22 protein-coding genes are annotated in these 16,419 nt (G+C 70.5%); 7 read left to right on the plus strand and 15 right to left on the minus strand.

What is annotated here, in order from left to right; translation table 11 throughout:
- A partial coding sequence (locus tag ACN6LM_RS34335; protein WP_445069298.1) for an alpha/beta hydrolase family protein occupies positions 1 to 860 on the minus strand: 860 nt, incomplete at its 3' end.
- A 36-nt stretch (positions 861 to 896) separates the two neighbouring features.
- Here ACN6LM_RS34335 and ACN6LM_RS34340 point away from each other — a divergent pair.
- A complete protein-coding gene (locus ACN6LM_RS34340; RefSeq protein WP_361023583.1) occupies positions 897 to 1,460 on the plus strand; it encodes a helix-turn-helix domain-containing protein in 564 nt (187 codons plus the stop codon).
- On the opposite strand, the gene ACN6LM_RS34345 is transcribed toward ACN6LM_RS34340, so the two are convergent.
- The 5 genes from ACN6LM_RS34345 to ACN6LM_RS34365 all read right to left on the minus strand — a co-directional run bounded on the left by ACN6LM_RS34345 (position 1,461) and on the right by ACN6LM_RS34365 (position 3,968).
- Positions 1,461 to 1,829, minus strand: coding sequence for a peptidoglycan-binding domain-containing protein (locus ACN6LM_RS34345; RefSeq protein WP_445069299.1), 369 nt, complete (start codon positions 1,827 to 1,829; stop codon positions 1,461 to 1,463).
- 198 nt (positions 1,830 to 2,027) lie between these two features.
- On the minus strand, positions 2,028 to 2,564 hold the full coding sequence (locus ACN6LM_RS34350; RefSeq protein ID WP_445069300.1) for a nucleotidyltransferase domain-containing protein: 537 nt from the start codon (positions 2,562 to 2,564) through the stop codon (positions 2,028 to 2,030).
- 110 nt (positions 2,565 to 2,674) lie between these two features.
- On the minus strand, positions 2,675 to 2,860 hold the full coding sequence (locus ACN6LM_RS34355; RefSeq protein ID WP_445069301.1) for a DUF397 domain-containing protein: 186 nt from the start codon (positions 2,858 to 2,860) through the stop codon (positions 2,675 to 2,677).
- A gap of 23 nt (positions 2,861 to 2,883) precedes the next feature.
- Positions 2,884 to 3,090 carry a DUF397 domain-containing protein gene (locus ACN6LM_RS34360; RefSeq protein WP_445069302.1) on the minus strand — a complete coding sequence of 69 codons (207 nt, stop codon included), beginning with the start codon at positions 3,088 to 3,090 and terminating at the stop codon, positions 2,884 to 2,886.
- Positions 3,087 to 3,968 carry a helix-turn-helix domain-containing protein gene (locus tag ACN6LM_RS34365; protein ID WP_445069303.1) on the minus strand — a complete coding sequence of 294 codons (882 nt, stop codon included), beginning with the start codon at positions 3,966 to 3,968 and terminating at the stop codon, positions 3,087 to 3,089. Before ACN6LM_RS34365 ends, ACN6LM_RS34360 begins: the two co-directional genes overlap by 4 nt.
- Positions 3,969 to 4,130: 162 nt before the next feature.
- On the opposite strand from ACN6LM_RS34365, the gene ACN6LM_RS34370 reads away from it, so the two are divergent.
- The gene (locus tag ACN6LM_RS34370) at positions 4,131 to 4,556 is read left to right on the plus strand and encodes an ATP-binding protein (protein ID WP_445069304.1); all 426 of its coding nucleotides are present in this window, start codon (positions 4,131 to 4,133) and stop codon (positions 4,554 to 4,556) included.
- A 272-nt stretch (positions 4,557 to 4,828) separates the two neighbouring features.
- Positions 4,829 to 5,635: a helix-turn-helix domain-containing protein gene (locus ACN6LM_RS34375; protein ID WP_445069305.1), complete on the plus strand. Its 807-nt coding sequence runs from the start codon at positions 4,829 to 4,831 to the stop codon at positions 5,633 to 5,635.
- Between the two features lie 14 nt (positions 5,636 to 5,649).
- On the opposite strand, the gene ACN6LM_RS34380 is transcribed toward ACN6LM_RS34375, so the two are convergent.
- Positions 5,650 to 6,690: a GDSL-type esterase/lipase family protein gene (locus ACN6LM_RS34380; protein WP_445069306.1), complete on the minus strand. Its 1,041-nt coding sequence runs from the start codon at positions 6,688 to 6,690 to the stop codon at positions 5,650 to 5,652.
- A gap of 116 nt (positions 6,691 to 6,806) precedes the next feature.
- On the minus strand, positions 6,807 to 7,232 hold the full coding sequence (locus ACN6LM_RS34385) for a nuclear transport factor 2 family protein (RefSeq protein WP_445069307.1): 426 nt from the start codon (positions 7,230 to 7,232) through the stop codon (positions 6,807 to 6,809).
- Positions 7,233 to 7,319: 87 nt separating this feature from the next.
- Here ACN6LM_RS34385 and ACN6LM_RS34390 point away from each other — a divergent pair, with 87 nt between their 5' ends.
- Together ACN6LM_RS34390 and ACN6LM_RS34395 are read left to right on the plus strand one after the other, a co-directional pair.
- A complete protein-coding gene (locus ACN6LM_RS34390; protein WP_445069308.1) occupies positions 7,320 to 7,892 on the plus strand; it encodes a TetR/AcrR family transcriptional regulator in 573 nt (190 codons plus the stop codon).
- Positions 7,893 to 7,925: 33 nt separating this feature from the next.
- Positions 7,926 to 8,276 (plus strand): hypothetical protein, encoded by a 351-nt coding sequence (locus tag ACN6LM_RS34395; RefSeq protein WP_445069309.1) that lies wholly within the window; start codon positions 7,926 to 7,928, stop codon positions 8,274 to 8,276.
- A gap of 11 nt (positions 8,277 to 8,287) precedes the next feature.
- On the opposite strand, the gene ACN6LM_RS34400 is transcribed toward ACN6LM_RS34395, so the two are convergent.
- Positions 8,288 to 8,740, minus strand: a complete 453-nt coding sequence (locus ACN6LM_RS34400) for a hemerythrin domain-containing protein (protein ID WP_445069310.1) — start codon at positions 8,738 to 8,740, stop codon at positions 8,288 to 8,290.
- Positions 8,741 to 8,795: 55 nt separating this feature from the next.
- Here ACN6LM_RS34400 and ACN6LM_RS34405 point away from each other — a divergent pair, with 55 nt between their 5' ends.
- Positions 8,796 to 9,248: a GNAT family N-acetyltransferase gene (locus ACN6LM_RS34405; protein ID WP_445069311.1), complete on the plus strand. Its 453-nt coding sequence runs from the start codon at positions 8,796 to 8,798 to the stop codon at positions 9,246 to 9,248.
- Positions 9,249 to 9,348: 100 nt separating this feature from the next.
- Here the strand turns inward: ACN6LM_RS34405 and tuf are convergent, their stop codons facing one another.
- The 6 genes from tuf to ACN6LM_RS34435 all read right to left on the minus strand — a co-directional run bounded on the left by tuf (position 9,349) and on the right by ACN6LM_RS34435 (position 15,661).
- Complete coding sequence (gene tuf / locus ACN6LM_RS34410; RefSeq protein ID WP_093707149.1) at positions 9,349 to 10,542, minus strand: elongation factor Tu; 1,194 nt, start codon at positions 10,540 to 10,542, stop codon at positions 9,349 to 9,351.
- 160 nt (positions 10,543 to 10,702) lie between these two features.
- On the minus strand, positions 10,703 to 12,832 hold the full coding sequence (fusA, locus tag ACN6LM_RS34415; RefSeq protein WP_445069312.1) for an elongation factor G: 2,130 nt from the start codon (positions 12,830 to 12,832) through the stop codon (positions 10,703 to 10,705).
- Between the two features lie 38 nt (positions 12,833 to 12,870).
- Positions 12,871 to 13,341: a 30S ribosomal protein S7 gene (gene rpsG, locus ACN6LM_RS34420; RefSeq protein ID WP_018101248.1), complete on the minus strand. Its 471-nt coding sequence runs from the start codon at positions 13,339 to 13,341 to the stop codon at positions 12,871 to 12,873.
- Positions 13,342 to 13,343: 2 nt separating this feature from the next.
- Positions 13,344 to 13,715, minus strand: coding sequence for a 30S ribosomal protein S12 (gene rpsL / locus ACN6LM_RS34425; RefSeq protein ID WP_003948652.1), 372 nt, complete (start codon positions 13,713 to 13,715; stop codon positions 13,344 to 13,346).
- Positions 13,716 to 14,107: 392 nt separating this feature from the next.
- Complete coding sequence (locus tag ACN6LM_RS34430; RefSeq protein ID WP_445069313.1) at positions 14,108 to 14,992, minus strand: hypothetical protein; 885 nt, start codon at positions 14,990 to 14,992, stop codon at positions 14,108 to 14,110.
- A 216-nt stretch (positions 14,993 to 15,208) separates the two neighbouring features.
- Positions 15,209 to 15,661, minus strand: a complete 453-nt coding sequence (locus ACN6LM_RS34435; RefSeq protein WP_445069314.1) for a helix-turn-helix domain-containing protein — start codon at positions 15,659 to 15,661, stop codon at positions 15,209 to 15,211.
- 280 nt (positions 15,662 to 15,941) lie between these two features.
- On the opposite strand from ACN6LM_RS34435, the gene ACN6LM_RS34440 reads away from it, so the two are divergent.
- Positions 15,942 to 16,211: a WhiB family transcriptional regulator gene (locus ACN6LM_RS34440; RefSeq protein ID WP_445069315.1), complete on the plus strand. Its 270-nt coding sequence runs from the start codon at positions 15,942 to 15,944 to the stop codon at positions 16,209 to 16,211.
- The last annotated feature ends 208 nt before the right edge of the window (positions 16,212 to 16,419 follow it).

A 16,419-nucleotide genomic window follows, 5' to 3' on the forward strand; every position in this document is an offset into this window, starting at 1 on the left:
GATTTGGCCGGTCCGGGTGCCGACGCCGCCAGATGGCGCGCCACCCGGACGGCCGCCTCGTGCATCGGCTGCGTGTCCGCGGCGAGCAGCACCAGACCCGCGATCGACGGATCGGCCGCGGCGATCCGGGGCGCCGCCTTGCCGCCCATGCTGTGCCCCAGCAGGTGGATCCGGTCCGCGGCCACTTCGGGCCGCTGCCGCAGCAGCCGGACGGCGGCGAGGGCGTGCGGCACGTATTCGTCGGCCATCGTGAAGTCCGGCCGCAGACGGTCCGGGTGGGCGAAGGTCACCTTGTCGAAGCGCAGCACCGCCACCTGCCGGGAGGCGAGGCCCCACGCGAGGTCCTTCAGCGGCTTGTTGGCCCCGATGCTCTCGTCCCGGTCGAACGCGCCGCCACCGCTGAGCAGCACCACGGCGGGCCACGGCCCCTCGCCCCGGGGCAGGGTGAGCGTTCCGGGGACCGCGAGCGGCCCGGTGCCCACGACGACGCCGCACTCGGTGAACCGGCCCTCGTCCACGTACCCCGGCGGCTCCCAATCGGCGCCACCCTGCGCGTCGAACCGCAGCCCCTGCAACAGACCGTCGGCACCGGCCGACGTGACCACGGTGAAGCCGCCTTCCGCGCAGACCACGGGTATGCGTACGCGCATCGAGCCGGCCTCGGCCACCGGCTCCTCGACGGCCGCGCGGCCGCCCCGTCCGGCGACCTCGGCCGCCCACGCGAGCCGCAGCTGCTCCCCGGACACGGCCGCCCGCAGCGGAGGCGCGAACAGGTCCGCCAACTCCTCGAACCGCTCCGTCCGCAGCAGCGCGGCGAACCGAGCCGCCGCCTCCGGCACCCCACCCTCGACCATTCTCATAACTGAGAAAGGTATCAGCCATGAGAAGGTAAGAGGGTGGACTCCCTGGACCTGCTCGCCCATCCCATCCGGCTGCGGATCGTTCTCGCGATGGGCGGCGCGCGCACCCTGACCACCTCTCAGCTCTGCGCCCGTATCCCGGAGGCGTCCAAAGCCACGGTCTACCGGCACATCGACCTGCTGACGTCCGGCGGGCTCCTTGAGGTGGCCGAGGAGCGCCGGGTGCGCGGCGCGGTGGAACGCCACTACCGGCTCCGCCAGGACAGGGCCACCATCGGCCCGGAGGCGGTCTCCGCGCTGACCCCGGAGGATTACCGGCGGACCTTCGCCACCGCGATGACCGCCCTGCTGGCCGAGTTCACCGCCTACCTCGACCGGGACGGGGCCGATCCCGTGGCCGACCGGGTGGGCTACCGCCAGCACGCGCTCTGGCTCAGCCCGGCGGAACTGGAGGAGCTGATCGGCGGCCTGCGCGCGGCCATCGCCCCGAAGCTCGCCAACGAACCGGGCCCCGGGCGCACGCAGTACCTGCTCAGCCCGATCCACTTTCCGATGGAGGCGCCCTCCCCGGAACCCGGCGCGCAGGCGCCCCGCGCCTGATCAGTGGCAGCGCCAGCCCATGGGGTTGCTCGCCGCGGCATCCAGCTGGGACCAGGTGTGCGGACCCGCGATGCCGTCCTGCTCGATGCCGACGCACGCCTGGAAGTTCCGGACGGCCCGCTCGGTGGCGGGCCCCCAGACGCCGTCCTTCTCCAACGGAACGAAGGAGTTCGGGGAGAGGGCGTTGTTCAGCTCGCACTGCAACTGCGTCACCGCGGTGCCACTGTCGCCGTAGGCCAGCTCGGGCTCCGCGGCGGTGTACTCGCACTTGTACGTGATGATCGCCGCGTTCGCGGCCGGCGCGGCCAGGAGGCCGCCCGACAGGACGAGCCCTGCGGTGACGAGGCCGGTCAACAGACGCTTGCGCATGGGCGTTTCCCCTTCGAGACGAGCCGGCCGAGCGCCGGACCCGGACCGACCGTAGGGGCCGACCGGCCCGTCCCCGCCGTCCCGCGAGTCCCGGAGACGTCCCGAGACGTGTCTCCGGGACGGCCCCTGGGGAGGCCGGGCTGCAGGAGCCCCCCGTCGGCCCGTCTCACACGGGGCAGAGGCGCGGACCGGGACAGGTCAAGGCTTGCCGAGCGGTTCGAAGCCCTCGGGCAGCGGAATCCCGAACCGCCGGCACAGGAGGGGCACGTCGTGGCGGTCGACGTCACGGGGCTCGTAGCCCGTGTGGCAGCGCACCGCCCAGTCGGCCGACTCGCACCGAACCGGGGTGCCCGCGATCGATCCGCGCCCGGCAAGCGCGTCAGCGGCGAAGACCGTACCGGTCACCACGGACCCGTAGTGCAGCTTGCCTCCGGCAAGCGGCTCGTACAGGTGCAGGTCTATACGCCGACGGACGCCGTCGTGCAGGACGAAGTTCCACGGTCGGTCGTCCGGCCACGGGAAGATCCGGTCGACACCGGCCTCCGCGAACGCGCGGAACAGGGCCTCGAGGTGTGCGGCCGGCACCCATACGTCGAGGTCGGAGTGGGCTCGCGTCTGCTCCCCGAGCAGTGCGTCCACACCCCAACCGCCGCCGATACACGCATCCACGCCGTGGGCGTCGAGCCGCTGAACCAGCGCGACCACGTCTTCGGCCGACATCGCATAATCACTCACCGCACCAGGGTAGGAGCCGGCGGCCTCCTGTTCCCGCGATTTTCGGCTGCCGCCACTCGCACCACGCGCCTGACGCCCCCCGCAGCTGCGGGGGGCGGGTCAGTGCCGGGTCACCGACCGGCGGCGTACGTAACGAACCCCGCCCACGCGGACTCGCCGAAGGCGAGCGGCGGCACGGACAGGTCCTTGGAGTCACGGACGCGCACCGCGCCGGGTGCCGCGGCGACCTCGACGCACTCGTTGCTGTTGCCGTTGTCGCTATAGCTGCTCTTGAACCACTCGGTCTCGCGGATCATGTCCCTCTCCAGTGCGCGAAGGATCAGCAGTTGGCTGCGTACGAGACGAACCCTGCCCATGCCGTCCTGCCGAAGGCAAGCTCTGGTACGGACAGGTCCTTGGAGTCACGAACGTGCACCGCGCCGAACGCCGCAGCGACCTCGACGCACGACTCCCCCTCGCTGCCGCTGCTGTAGCTGCTCTTGAACCACTCCAGCTGAGCAGCTCCGCCAGAGGTTTCGCGAATCATGTTTCTCCCAGCACTCGCTCGATGTAGGCCAGCGACTCCCGTGGCGTGAGCGCCTGGGCCTTGATCACGCCGCAGCGCAGGTCGAGGATTCTGACGTGTCTCGGTTCGGCGACCGGTCGACCGGCGAAGGCGCCGTCTGAGCGCCCAACCGCCGTTCCGTCCGCGAACTTTAAGATCTCGATTACCCCGTCCATGCCCGCGTGCTCCTCGCGACAGGTCGGCATCACCTGGATGTCCACGTTTCGCAACCGACCTACCTCCAGCAAGCGTTGAAGCTGGCGTCGCAACACCATTGTGCCTCCCACCGGGCGGCGAAGGGTCACCTCCTCCAGGACGAAACTGAGGGCAGGCGCCGGGAACCGGTCGAAAATGCTCTGCCGGGACATGCGGGCGGCCAAGACCCGCTCCACTTCGTCCTCCGAGTACGCGGGTCGACGCATTTCGAACAGCGCCCGCGCGTACTCGGGCGTCTGCAAAAGGCCGTGGATGCTGTGGTTGCTGTACACCGCAACCTCAACCGCCCTCGCCTCCAGCTTCGCCAGGTCCCGGACCTTCTTCGGGTACCTAACCGCCGCCAGGTCCTGCTTCATCGCGGCGATCTTGCCGCCCGCTCCGCACACCTGATCCGCCATGTCCAGCAGCTCCGGCCGAGGGATCCGCCGACCGCCCTCCACCTTGTAGATCAGGTTCTCCCCGTAACCGAGCCGCGTCCCGAACTCCGCCGCCGTCAGCCCCGCCGCCTCTCGCCAGGCCCTGATCTGGCGGCCCACGGCCGCGACCACCGCCACGCCCGACTCATCGTCCGGGTCCACGTCCCAGCCCGGCTCGTCCGCCCCCGCGTCGGGCTGCCACTGCGTACCGATCTCGTCCACACTCATCCGTGCCCCGCTTCCGCGCGCGTGCCGTTCTTCCTCAACCGTGTACGTCCCCCGGGCGTCACCCCGTACAGCGGGGACAACGCTGGACAAGCTCGGGACAATGACCGTACGTAAGCACTGAGTCACTGTTCACGGTAGGCGCCCACGGCCACCCTGAGTGACGTGAACCGAGAAATCACCCGAACCGAACGTTCCGCTCCCGCCCGGCAGTTCGCCGTACTCCTCTCCCCCACGCGCCGGGGCGCACGCCTCGCCCGGCTGCTCACCACGGCGCACTTGGGCGACTGGGGGCTCCCCACCGAAGCCGCCGCGCACATCGTCGCCGAGCTGGCCGCGAACGCGGCCACGCACGGGCGGGTGCAGGGCCGGGACTTCCGGCTCAGCCTCACCGTGAGTGACGCGTCGCGGCTACGGATCGAGCTGACCGACACGCGGAGTGACCGCCTCCCCGTCCCCGACAGCCCCGGCCAGTACGCGGAGCGCGGGCGCGGCCTGGTCATCGTCGAGGCGCTGGCGGACCGGTGGGGCGTCGAGGAGGGGCCGGTGCCGCGCAAGACGGTGTGGGCCGAGCTGGACCTCGCACCGTGACGGCCCCCACCGCGTCCCGGGCCACCGGGTCGCGGTCCTCCGCGACGTAAGAAAGGCTTCTAAAGAACCTGGGAGAGAACCGGACCAAACCCCACCCCACCCCGCTCTGACCTGCATCACTCGCGCGAGTGAACTAGGCCAACCGGGCTGGATTCGGCACAGGTTGCCTGGCATATGCTCGCCGCGACAGCGACACCACAGAACGTGACGGCCCCCGGCGAGACGCCAATCTCCGCCGAGGGCCTGACCAACACGGAAGAGAACGCTTCCTGATGGCTACCCCGCAGGTTATCGCTCCCCCGCGCACCCGCTCCGGCTCCCCCACCGCAGGCGTCCAGCACGTCAACGTCCGCCACACGTCCGGCTTCACGGTGATCGGCAACCACCTCACCCAGCACCCGGACCTCTCGCTCCTCGCGATCGGGCTCGGCGCGCACATCCAGTCACTGCCCGCCGGGGCCAGGGTGGGCATCAAGTTCCTCACCGCCCGCTTCCCGGAGGGCGAGGCCCGGATCACCGCCGCCCTGCGCGAGTTGGAGGCCGCCGGATACCTGCACCGAGACCGCGTACGCCTGCCGGACGGCCGAGTCGTCACCCTCACGACGTCGTACAACCAGCCGCACGCCACGGCACCGGCACCGGCACCGGCACCGGCACCGGCCGCCTCCCCCGCTCCGGCCGAGCAGCCGCCCCCACCGCCCATCCCGGTCGAGACGCGACACCGGGCCGCCGCGGACCTCCTGGCGGGGCTCCGCCGTCACGCGCACCAACTCGCGCTCTCCGCACGGGACATCGGCGAACTCGCCCCCGAGGTCACCATCTGGCTCGAACGCGACGTGCACCCCGCCACCGTCCTGCATGCCCTGACCAGCGACCTCCCGCCGGTCGTCAGACACCCGGCCGGTTTCGTACGCAACCGGCTGACCGCCCTGCTCCCACCCCCGCTCCCCGCCGCACCGGAACCGCCCCCCGGGGCCGTCCCCCTCCAGGACTGCGACCGCTGCGAACGCGTCTTCCGCGCCCCGGAACCGGGCCACTGCCGCGACTGCCGCGAGGCGGCACCGCACAGAGCCGCCTGAGGGACCCACGCCTCCTACCACCCCGTCGGCAGGCCGCTGAGGAACGGGGCGAGGCGGTCGGCGATCAGCCGGTCGTCGCGGGCCGAGGTGTGGCCGTCGCATCCGAGGAGATCCAGGCCCGACAGATCGAGGGACCAGTAGTGGACCCCGCTGTCGCCCGCGTCGTTGCGCGCGTCGACCACCTGACGCACGTGCGCGGCGTTCCTGTCGAAGCCGACGGCCACCAGGCTGGTGCCGGGGCCGTAGCGCGTCCGCAGTGTCCGCAGGAACCCGTCGTAGGCGGTGCGGTAGGCGAGCGCGAGGCCGTCCGGCGTCCACGATTCACCGGGGGTGAGGTCGGAGAAGTCGTTGGAGCCGAGGTTGACCACCACGATGTGGGGCCGCCATGTCCCCGGGTTCTGCCAGACGTCGCCGTCCACGTCCAGCAGCGCACGGTCGTAGTACGTCCGGTACGTGAGGTCGGGGCAGATGCCCGAGACGTTGCGCACCATGCCGAAGCCGGAGAAGCCGTTGAGCTGGTAATCGGCGCCCAGCCGCCGCGCGGTGAGGGCGCCGTGGCTCACGTCGCTGTTGGTGTTCCGCTTCACCTGTTCGGGATCGCAGGCACCGGTGTGCGGCATATTGCCGTAGCCGACCGTGATGGAGTCCCCGATGAACTCGATCTGCCGGTCCCGGGGCGCCGGCCTGCCCAGTACGGCACCCCCGGGTGCGGCGACGAAGCCTCCGAACGCGCTGGTCTCCCCGGGGGTGTCGTTCCGCTTGACGACCCGGACCGCGTGCTCGCCGTCCCGCAGGCCGGTGATCCAGTACGTGGTGTCGCCGGGGGTGACCAGGGTGGCGACGGTGGCCCCGTCGACCTGGACGTCGTAGTCGGCGGCCGCGCAGTCGAGCACCACCCCGACCCCGGTCCCGCGAAAGCGGCCCTCGAAGTACACCCCGGGCCAGCTGAACTCCACCGTCTCCCCGCAGTCCTTCACCCGCCCTGCGGTGTGCACCTGCCCCAGGACGCGCCGTACGGGGGCCGATCGCCGCAGGCCCCCTCTTCCGGAAGTCATCCGCTGCCCTCTCTCCGTCCCTGCGGCGCAGGGGTGGACCACAGCCGAACGTCCGGCATTCCGCTCCCGGGTGTCAATCGATTTGAAGGGGAGGACCGCCCCGGACGGCAGGGCCCTCACCCCCTGGCGTCGGCGACTCCCGCGCTGTCCATGTAGTCGCGTACGCGCGTGAGCAGACCGTCGTGGACGTGGAGGACCAGGAGACCGGGGACGGTGAAGGCGGCGTTACTGGCCGGCAGGGCACCCACCACGACGTGCTCCGCGATGATCACGCCCGGCTCGGCGGTCTCGTGGACCGCGACCCTCCGCACCTCGCGCACCTCGGCTGGACTGGCACCCCAGGCCGCCCGGTATCCGGCGCGCACGGCCTCGCGCCCCTCGAAGCGGGGCGGGAAACCGGGCGAGGCGAACGGGAACTCGTGCACCGCGTCGACGGCGTAGAGGTCGGCGAGATCGTCCGGCGACTTGTCGATCATGGCCTGGTAGTAGCGGGTCAGCACCTCGTGAGGCGTGCGTACGGCGGACGCTTCCGGACGGGACACGGGGGCACTCCATTCGCTCAACGACTGTGGACCCAATCACGGTAGGCCCGGCCGGAGCATTCGGTCAACGTCTGTAGAGTGAAGAGGGTGACCACTCCCCACCAGTCCCGTGCCGACCGCCGCCGAGCGACCGAGGAACGCATCCTCAGGAGCGCCCGGGAGCTGTTCGCCGAGAAGGGGTTCGAGCGCACCACCATCCGCGCGGTGGCGACGGCTGCGGGCGTCGACCCGGCTCTGGTCATGCAGTACTTCGGCTCGAAACGGGATCTGTTCGGGCAGGCCGTGCAGGCGCTGCCCGCCCCGCTGACCGCCACGGACGCCGACGGGCTCGCCGATCAGCTGCTGGCCTCGCTCGGCCTCAAGCTCGGCGGGCTCCCCGAGGGCACGCTCGCGATGATGCGGTCGATGCTGACGGACGAGACTGCGGCCGACCACGTCCGCGCCGCCCTCGGCCGGCAGGCCGACAGCGTCGGCGCCGCCCTCCCGGACGCCGACGACCCCGAACTGCGTGCCGCGCTGATGATCACCGCGCTGCTCGGCGTGACCATCGGCCACCAGCTCCTCGGCCTGGCCGTGCTCCGCGAGGCATCGACGGAGCACATCGCCGCGCTGCTCCGCCCCGCGATCCAGGCCCTGTCGCGCCCGATCGTTGAGGATTGAAACTTCCCGCCCCGGCCGCGCGTCTTTCCCCACATGGACACCGCACACACGAACCCCCGCCGCGAAGCCCTCACCGGCGCCGCCGGGCTCCTCGCAGCGGCACTCGGCGCCCTCGCGGGCCTCGCGGTCTGGCTTCCGTACGGCCGGAGCAGCCTCTCCGGCGCCTTCGAGAGCGAGCGCAACACCGACGTCCTGTTCCTGGGCCTCCCGCTCCTGCTGCTCGGCGGCACCCTCACGGCCCTGGCCGCCTTCACCGCCGTACGCGGGCGGTGGCGCACCGCCCTCGCCCTGGCCGCGTCCGTCGCCGCCCTCGCGGCCCTCGGCTACGGCCTCGACGTCCTGGCCGAGCCGCAGGCGACCACGGACTGCGGCTCGCCCTGCTGACCGACCGGCGACTACGCCGGATGCGCCTCCCGCCACGCCCGCATGGACCGGTCCCACTCCTCCCCCGTCAGCGCCGTGAGCGACGCCGGGAACAGGCCGTCCTCCTCCTTGGCGATGTGGTGGTGCAGCTCCCCGACCGCCGCGCGCAGCCGTGCGACGTCCTCGTCGCGGGTGAGGTCGATCTCCCGCAGGAACGCGCCCAGTTCACGGTGCTCGCGTACGAGCGCGTCGATGTAGTCCGCGTACTCCGGGTCGGCGCTCATCACCGCGAAGAGGCCCTGCTCCTCGCCCCGCCAGTGCGCCACGAGCTCGCGCTCCATGCGGGCGACCAGGCCCGGGACGCGGGCCCGGTCCCCGTCGTCCAGCGCGCGCAGGGCGGCGCCCGCCGTGTCCGTCACGGACTCGTGCTCCGCGATGAACTCCTTGATCAGCGGAATCTCACGGCAGCCGCAGTAGTGGCACATATGCGGCACCTTGCCAGACGCCCCCCGCCCGCCCGCGCTCTGACAGACTCCTGCCATGCATGTACGTACCACTCAAGGCTGGGACCTGCGCCCCGCCACCTCCGCCGACCTGGACGACATAGTCGAGCTCCGGGCCGTCGTGATGCGCCCCGACCTGGTCCGCCTGGGCCGCTTCGACGAGCACCGGGTGCGGCAGCGGATGCGCGACTCGTACGTCCCCGAGCACACCTCGGTCATCGTGGTGGACGGCCGCTTCGCGGGGAGCGTGACGCTGCGGCCGTACGGGGACGGCTGGTGCCTGGAGAGCTTCTTCCTGGACGAGGCGCTCCAGGGGCGGGGCATCGGCTCCGGCGTACTGCGGCGGTTGCTGGCGCGTACGGACGCCGAAGGGGTGCCGGTGCGGCTGAACGTGCTCCAGGGCAGCGCCGCGCGGCGGCTGTACGAGCGGCACGGCTTCGTGACCGAGCGGGAGGACCCGGTGGACGTGTTCATGATCCGCCGACCGTGACCACCTGGAACGCCGAAGGGCCCCGCCCCACCGCGTGAACGGTGGGACGGGGCCCCTCTTGGTGCTCTGTGCGGAGCTACCAGGTCAAACCAACAAGGACTTACTTGTTGATCTTGGTGACCTGGCCGGCGCCCACGGTCCGGCCACCCTCACGGATGGCGAACTTCAGGCCCTCCTCCATGGCGACCGGCTGGATCAGCTGGACCGACATGACGGTGTTGTCGCCCGGCATGACCATCTCGGTGCCCTCGGGGAGGGTCACGACGCCGGTCACGTCCGTGGTACGGAAGTAGAACTGCGGGCGGTAGTTGTTGAAGAAGGGGGTGTGACGGCCACCCTCGTCCTTCGACAGGATGTAGGCCTGGGCCTCGAACTCGGTGTGCGGCGTGACCGAACCGGGCTTGATGATGACCTGGCCGCGCTCGACGTCCTCGCGCTTGATGCCACGGAGGAGCAGACCGACGTTCTCACCGGCCTGGCCCTCGTCGAGCAGCTTGCGGAACATCTCGATGCCGGTGACCGTGGTGGTGGTCTTCTCCTGCTTGATGCCCACGATGTCAACGGTCTCGTTGACCTTGAGGACACCACGCTCGATACGACCGGTGACGACGGTGCCACGACCGGTGATCGTGAAGACGTCCTCGATCGGCATCAGGAACGGCTTGTCGACGTCGCGCTCGGGCTGCGGGATGTTCTCGTCCACGGCCTTCATCAGGTCGAGAACGGTCTGGCCCCACTCCTTGTCGCCCTCGAGGGCCTTGAGCGCCGAGACCTTGACGACCGGAAGGTCGTCGCCCGGGAACTCGTACTCGGAGAGCAGCTCGCGGACCTCGAGCTCGACGAGCTCCAGGATCTCCTCGTCGTCCACCATGTCGGCCTTGTTCAGGGCGACGACGATGTACGGAACGCCGACCTGGCGGGCCAGGAGCACGTGCTCCTTGGTCTGCGGCATCGGGCCGTCGGTGGCGGCGACCACGAGGATGGCACCGTCCATCTGCGCGGCACCGGTGATCATGTTCTTGATGTAGTCCGCGTGACCCGGGCAGTCGACGTGCGCGTAGTGACGCGACTCCGTCTGGTACTCGACGTGCGCGATCGAGATGGTGATACCGCGCTGGCGCTCCTCGGGAGCCTTGTCGATCTGGTCGAAGGCCGAGGCCTCGTTCAGGTCCGGGTACGCGTCGTGCAGCACCTTGGTAATGGCGGCCGTGAGGGTCGTCTTACCGTGGTCGATGTGACCGATGGTGCCGATGTTGACGTGCGGCTTAGTCCGCTCGAACTTCGCCTTCGCCACTGGGTCCTCCTGTGGAGTGGTTCTGTACGCCTTGCTTCATCGGCGCCAGGTGATCTTTGCTGGGATGCCGGCCCCCGGGGGCATTCTCCGCGAAGTGTGAACTGCGCGACGAATGCCCCACGGGCTCCGGTGACAAGCCTAAAGCGTGAGCTCGGGAGAGTTACTCGCCCTTGGCCTTCGCGATGATCTCCTCGGCGACGTTCCGCGGAACCTCGGCGTAGGAGTCGAACTGCATCGAGTAGCTTGCGCGACCCGAGGTCTTGCTGCGGAGGTCTCCGACGTAGCCGAACATCTCCGAGAGGGGCACGAGGCCCTTCACGACGCGAGCGCCGCTGCGCTCCTCCATGGCCTGGATCTGGCCACGGCGGGAGTTGAGGTCGCCGATGACATCGCCCATGTAGTCCTCGGGCGTGGTGACCTCGACGGCCATCATCGGCTCAAGGAGCACGGGGGACGCCTTGCGGGCACCCTCCTTGAACGCCTGCGAACCGGCGATCTTGAAGGCGAGCTCCGAGGAGTCGACCTCGTGGTAACCACCGTCGAGAAGGATGACGCGGACGCCGACCATCTCGTAACCGGCCAGGATGCCGAACTGCATGGCTTCCTGGGCACCCGCGTCCACCGAGGGGATGTACTCACGGGGGATACGGCCACCGGTGACCTTGTTGACGAACTCGTACGACGCGTCGCCGCCCTCGAGGGGCTCGATGGCGATCTGCACCTTCGCGAACTGGCCGGTACCACCAGTCTGCTTCTTGTGCGTGTAGTCGATGCGCTCGACGGCCTTGCGGATCGTCTCGCGGTACGCGACCTGCGGCTTGCCGACGTTCGCCTCGACGCGGAACTCGCGCTTCATGCGGTCGACGAGCACCTCGAGGTGAAGCTCGCCCATACCACCGATGATGGTCTGGCCGGTCTCCTCGTCGGAGTGCACCTGGAAGGACGGGTCCTCCTCGGAGAGGCGCTGGATCGCGATACCCAGCTTCTCCTGGTCGCCCTTCGACTTGGGCTCGATGGCGACCTGGATGACCGGCGCCGGGAAGTCCATGGACTCCAGGATGACCGGGTTCTTCTCGTCGGACAGCGTCTCACCGGTGGTGGTCTGCTTCAGGCCCATGACGGCGATGATGTCGCCGGCGCCCACCGAGTCGATCTCCTCACGCTTGTTCGCGTGCATGCGGTAGATCTTGCCGATGCGCTCCTTCTTGCCCTTGACGGAGTTCAGCACCGCGGTGCCGGCGTCCAGGCGACCGGAGTAGATCCGGACGAAGGTGAGCTTGCCGAGGTGCGGGTCGCTCGCGATCTTGAACGCCAGAGCCGACAGCGGCTCGTCGTCCGAGGGCTTGCGCTTCACAACGGTCTCGGGGTCCTTGGGGTCGTGGCCCTCGATGGCCTCGACGTCCAGGGGGGAAGGCAGGTAGCGGACGACCGCGTCGAGCAGGGGCTGGACGCCCTTGTTCTTGAACGCGGTGCCACAGAACACCGGGGTGACGGTGACGGAGTCGGCGCCGCCCTTGGAGGCCAGGGTGATGCGACGGATCGCGTCGTGCAGCTGCTCCTGGGTGGGCTCGGTGCCCTCCAGGTACAGCTCCATCATGGCGTCGTCGTTCTCGGCGACGGCCTCAAGGAGCTTGCCGCGCCACTCGTCCGCCTGCTCCTGGAGCTCGGCCGGGATGTCAACGACGTTGTACATCTCGCCCTTGGCGGCCTCTTCGGGGTACACGAACGCCTTCATCGACACCAGGTCGACGACGCCCGTGAAGTCCGCCTCGGCACCGATCGGCAGCTGCATGACGATCGGGGTCGCGCCGAGGCGGTCCACGATCATGTTGACGCAGCGCAGGAAGTCGGCACCGGTGCGGTCGAGCTTGTTGACGAAGCAGATGCGCGGCACGCCGTAGCGGTCCGCCTGACGCCAGACGGTCTCGGACTGCGGCTCGACGCCGGCCACACCGTCGAACACGGTGACGGCGCCGTCGAGGACGCGGAGCGAACGCTCCACCTCGACGGTGAAGTCGACGTGACCCGGGGTGTCGATGATGTTGATGGTGTGGTCAACATCATTGAGCGGCCAGTGGCAGGTCGTCGCGGCGGACGTGATGGTGATGCCGCGTTCCTGCTCCTGCTCCATCCAGTCCATCGTGGCAGCGCCGTCGTGGACCTCACCGATCTTGTACGAAACGCCGGTGTAGAACAGGATCCGCTCAGTGGTGGTCGTCTTGCCCGCGTCGATGTGGGCCATGATCCCAATGTTGCGGACCTTGGCCAGGTCAAGCGAAGTGGTGGCCATAAGGCTCAGTCTTCTCTCGGTCTCGATGGGGGTAGCGACTACCAGCGGTAGTGCGCGAAGGCCTTGTTGGACTCGGCCATCTTGTGGGTGTCCTCACGCTTCTTGACGGCAGCGCCAAGACCGTTCGAGGCGTCGAGCAGCTCGTTCATGAGCCGCTCGGTCATCGTCTTCTCGCGGCGGGCGCGGGAGTAACCCACGACCCAGCGGAGCGCCAGGGTGGCGGCACGACCGGGCTTGACCTCGATCGGCACCTGGTAGGTGGCGCCACCGACACGGCGGGACTTGACCTCGAGCGAGGGCTTGACGTTCTCCAGCGCGCGCTTCAGCGTGATGACCGGGTCGGCGCCGGTCTTCTCACGAAGACCCTCCATGGCGCCGTACACGATCCGCTCGGCGGTGGAACGCTTGCCGTCGAGCAGGATCTTGTTGATCAGCGACGTGACAAGAGGAGAGCTGTAGACCGGGTCGATGATGACCGGGCGCTTCGGGGCGGGGCCCTTACGAGGCATTCTTACTTCTCCTTCTTGGCGCCGTAGCGGCTGCGGGCCTGCTTGCGGTTCTTGACACCCTGGGTGTCGAGCGAGCCGCGGATGATCTTGTAACGAACACCCGGCAGGTCCTTCACACGGCCACCACGCACGAGCACGATGGAGTGCTCCTGCAGGTTGTGTCCCTCACCCGGGATGTAGGCCGTGACCTCGATGCCCGAGGTCAGACGCACACGTGCGACCTTCCGGAGCGCGGAGTTCGGCTTCTTCGGGGTGGTCGTGAACACACGCGTGCAGACGCCGCGGCGCTGGGGCGAACCCTCGAGTGCGGGCGTCTTGTTCTTCTCGACCTTGTCCTGCCGGCCCTTCCGGACCAGCTGCTGGATCGTAGGCACTACTTCTCCGGTTTCTGTGTGCCGTCGGTGAAACTAACCTGGAACGTCACCGACCCACGCGGTCGGGTGTGTCGAATCCTGCGAGCCCGTACCGGAACGGCATGAGGAGCACGGATCACGGTGGCCGAAGACAGGCTCGCCATGCGGTTGAGGACACGCACACGAACCCAGGCACACCCCAGGCACAAGGTCTGAGCGTACCTACCGTACGGACCTGGGTCAAAACAAATGGCGTCCACCCGGACGGGGCCGCGACCACGGCATCCCGGCGCGCCGCCGTGAACGGACCGGCGCGGGGACCCCAGGGCCTCCCGGGGCCGCCGTCGCCGGGCACGCCGAGACGCCCGGCGGGCAGGCAAGGGGCGAAGGCCCAGGTGCGCCGGGCCGTCCCCTCAGTCCTGCCCGCCGGGGCGGCCCTCGCGGCGCGGCAGGGGCAGGGGCGGGATGGTGGGCACCCTGGAACGGCGGCTCTTGGGGGCGAACGCCGGGGGACGCGGCGGAGTCGCCGGGCGGCGGCGGGACGGCGGGCCCGGCCGCGCCGCGTCCGCCGCCGCACTGCCGACGGGTGCGGAATCCGTGGGCCCGGCCCCGGAGGGCACCGGGCGCGTGGTCCCGGGGGCCGCCGGTTCGGGGCGAGCCGTTTCGGGGGGCCCGGCCCCGGAGGGCACCGGGCGCGTGGTCCCGGGGGCCGCCGGTTCGGGGCGAGCCGTTTCGGGGGGCGCGGGGTCTGCGGGACCGCCTGCGGGAGCGGGGGCCGCCGGTTCGGGGTCCGCGAGCCCAGGCGCCGAGGGGGCCGCGAGCCCAGGAACCGAGGGGGCCGCGGCGTCGCCGGCGGGACGGGCGGGGCCCGTGTGCGCCCCGGCCGGGGCGGGCCCGGCGGAGTCCGTCGCGTTGCGCCGCGCGTCCTCGCGCGTACCGGGCGGGATTCTGCGGCGGAACGGGATGACCGCCGCCTGCCCGGGCGTCCGGTCGCCGGCGTCCGCCCCCGGAAGGCCGTCGGCCCAGCCGGGGAGCTGGTGGTACTGGGCCGCCGCGTCGCGCCAGCCCTGGCCGTACGCGGCGTACTCCCGCCGCTCCAGTTCCTCACGCGGCATGACCACCAGATCGCTTGCCTCGTGGCTCCCCAGCAGAACGCCCACCGCGGCGAGCAGCCGGGCGAGATCGCCGGGAGGCATCTCCCCGTCCTCCCCCACGTCCGTCACCGGCGGCCGCCGCTGACACGGTGCGGCCTCGGGCGAGCCGTTCGCCTGCCGGGAGCCCTTTTCGCCCTCGCCCATGCGCGGCTCTTCCTGACGTCTCCTTCACCACCGGCCCCGCCACAGTAGTGCGGGGCCCTCGCCCTTCGAACAGACTCGGATCAGCTTAGCGATCACGCTCGTGCGGCCCGGCGGCGGTGGCGGAGCGGTGCGCGGCGAGGACCCCGCAGGGGGGAGAGAGAGGGGTGCGGGGCGGCGACCGGCTACGGGGAGGCGGCCTCGCCTCCCCGTCCGGCCTCAGCCCCTCCGGGTCCGCCGGACGGGGAGGTCCTGGTCCACCGGTTCCACGGGCAGGAACTGTCCGGCGACCCGCATGAACATCTCCCGCTGCTCGGCCGGGACACCGAGCGCGGCGGCGGCCTCCTCCAGCGTGATGCGCTCGCCTCCGGCGTTCTGCCGGTCGGGGTCGTCGCCGACCGGGGGCAGGGGCAGCTCGTCCTCGGTGAGCCGGCCCGAACGGATGAGCATCTCCCGCACGGGGACGCCCAGGACGTGCGCGAGCCTGCGCATCGTCTCCAGGTCCGGCATGCTCTGCCGTTGCAGCAGCCGCGTGATGGCTGCCCGGTGTACGCCCGCCTCGTCGGCGAGGCGGGACTTGCCGCCGCCGCGCGGGCTGTCGATGTCGTATCCACGCCGCCGGATCACGTCCTCGATCCAGGCCGTGAACTGTTCCAGTTCACTGACGGTCACAGCCTTCGCCTCCCTCCGAAGCGAATCCCAGGCTACCGCGCTTGCGCGCGCAGAATTATGGGCTTTCGCGCGCGCAATGTGGAGATCAGCTGAAGACTTGGCCGGTTCCGTGCGTACGGCCATCCCCCCGCCACCCTGCGTGACGACAGGAAGACGACCCCTCTCACCCATTTACGTTGCGCGCTCGCACGCAATCTGTCACTGTGCATCTCCAGCCGAAGCACCAACCACCCCCTTCGCCACTCCCTCCCGTCCCGCCGCTCGCGCACCAGGAGCCTCCATGGATCCGTCGTTCCTCTCGCTCCCCTCAGATACCTGGACCGCGTCGGCCGCCTGCCTGGGGCTCCCCCCGGAGACGGTCTTCGCCCGGCATCCGGCCGAGGCCGCGCCCGCTCTCAGCGCCTGCGCCCGCTGCCCGGTCGTCCGGCAGTGCGAGGAGGCGGTGGCGCCGGCCGACAGCTGGTTCGACGGGGTGTGCGCGGGGCGGCTCTGGCGCAACGGCCGGTCCGTCGCCCTGGAGCGCGGCAGGCGTCGCCGTAGGGCCGCCTGATCCAGGCACCCCACCGGACCGCCGCCGCCCGAGCACGGGGGACGACGCGCCACCCGCAGCCATACGAACAGCACACCGCGGAAGACCGCAGAAGGAGGGCTCGTCATGGGTGACGAGAAGAACGTTTCCGGAGCCGGACCGTACGCCGGGCAGTCCCCCGGGAGGGACGGCGACCGGACCGCCGAGGAGGCGGGCGGCACCGGTGCCG

The sequence above is a fragment of the Streptomyces sp. SAS_281 genome (genome assembly GCF_052542855.1).

What these genes read in the sequence shown, in the direction of transcription:
- ACN6LM_RS34430 (WP_445069313.1), bottom strand. Translation starts at nt 14,992, where the DNA reads ATGGGCGAGGGCGAAAAGGGCTCCCGGCAGGCGAACGGCTCGCCCGAG.
- ACN6LM_RS34400 (WP_445069310.1), bottom strand. Translation starts at nt 8,740, where the DNA reads ATGTGCCACTACTGCGGCTGCCGTGAGATTCCGCTGATCAAGGAGTTC.
- ACN6LM_RS34405 (WP_445069311.1), top strand. Translation starts at nt 8,796, where the DNA reads ATGCATGTACGTACCACTCAAGGCTGGGACCTGCGCCCCGCCACCTCC.
- ACN6LM_RS34355 (WP_445069301.1), bottom strand. Translation starts at nt 2,860, where the DNA reads ATGATCCGCGAGACCGAGTGGTTCAAGAGCAGCTATAGCGACAACGGC.
- ACN6LM_RS34395 (WP_445069309.1), top strand. Translation starts at nt 7,926, where the DNA reads ATGGACACCGCACACACGAACCCCCGCCGCGAAGCCCTCACCGGCGCC.
- ACN6LM_RS34360 (WP_445069302.1), bottom strand. Translation starts at nt 3,090, where the DNA reads ATGATTCGCGAAACCTCTGGCGGAGCTGCTCAGCTGGAGTGGTTCAAG.
- rpsG (WP_018101248.1), bottom strand. Translation starts at nt 13,341, where the DNA reads ATGCCTCGTAAGGGCCCCGCCCCGAAGCGCCCGGTCATCATCGACCCG.
- ACN6LM_RS34345 (WP_445069299.1), bottom strand. Translation starts at nt 1,829, where the DNA reads ATGCGCAAGCGTCTGTTGACCGGCCTCGTCACCGCAGGGCTCGTCCTG.
- ACN6LM_RS34380 (WP_445069306.1), bottom strand. Translation starts at nt 6,690, where the DNA reads ATGACTTCCGGAAGAGGGGGCCTGCGGCGATCGGCCCCCGTACGGCGC.
- ACN6LM_RS34375 (WP_445069305.1), top strand. Translation starts at nt 4,829, where the DNA reads ATGGCTACCCCGCAGGTTATCGCTCCCCCGCGCACCCGCTCCGGCTCC.
- ACN6LM_RS34365 (WP_445069303.1), bottom strand. Translation starts at nt 3,968, where the DNA reads ATGAGTGTGGACGAGATCGGTACGCAGTGGCAGCCCGACGCGGGGGCG.
- fusA (WP_445069312.1), bottom strand. Translation starts at nt 12,832, where the DNA reads ATGGCCACCACTTCGCTTGACCTGGCCAAGGTCCGCAACATTGGGATC.
- ACN6LM_RS34440 (WP_445069315.1), top strand. Translation starts at nt 15,942, where the DNA reads ATGGATCCGTCGTTCCTCTCGCTCCCCTCAGATACCTGGACCGCGTCG.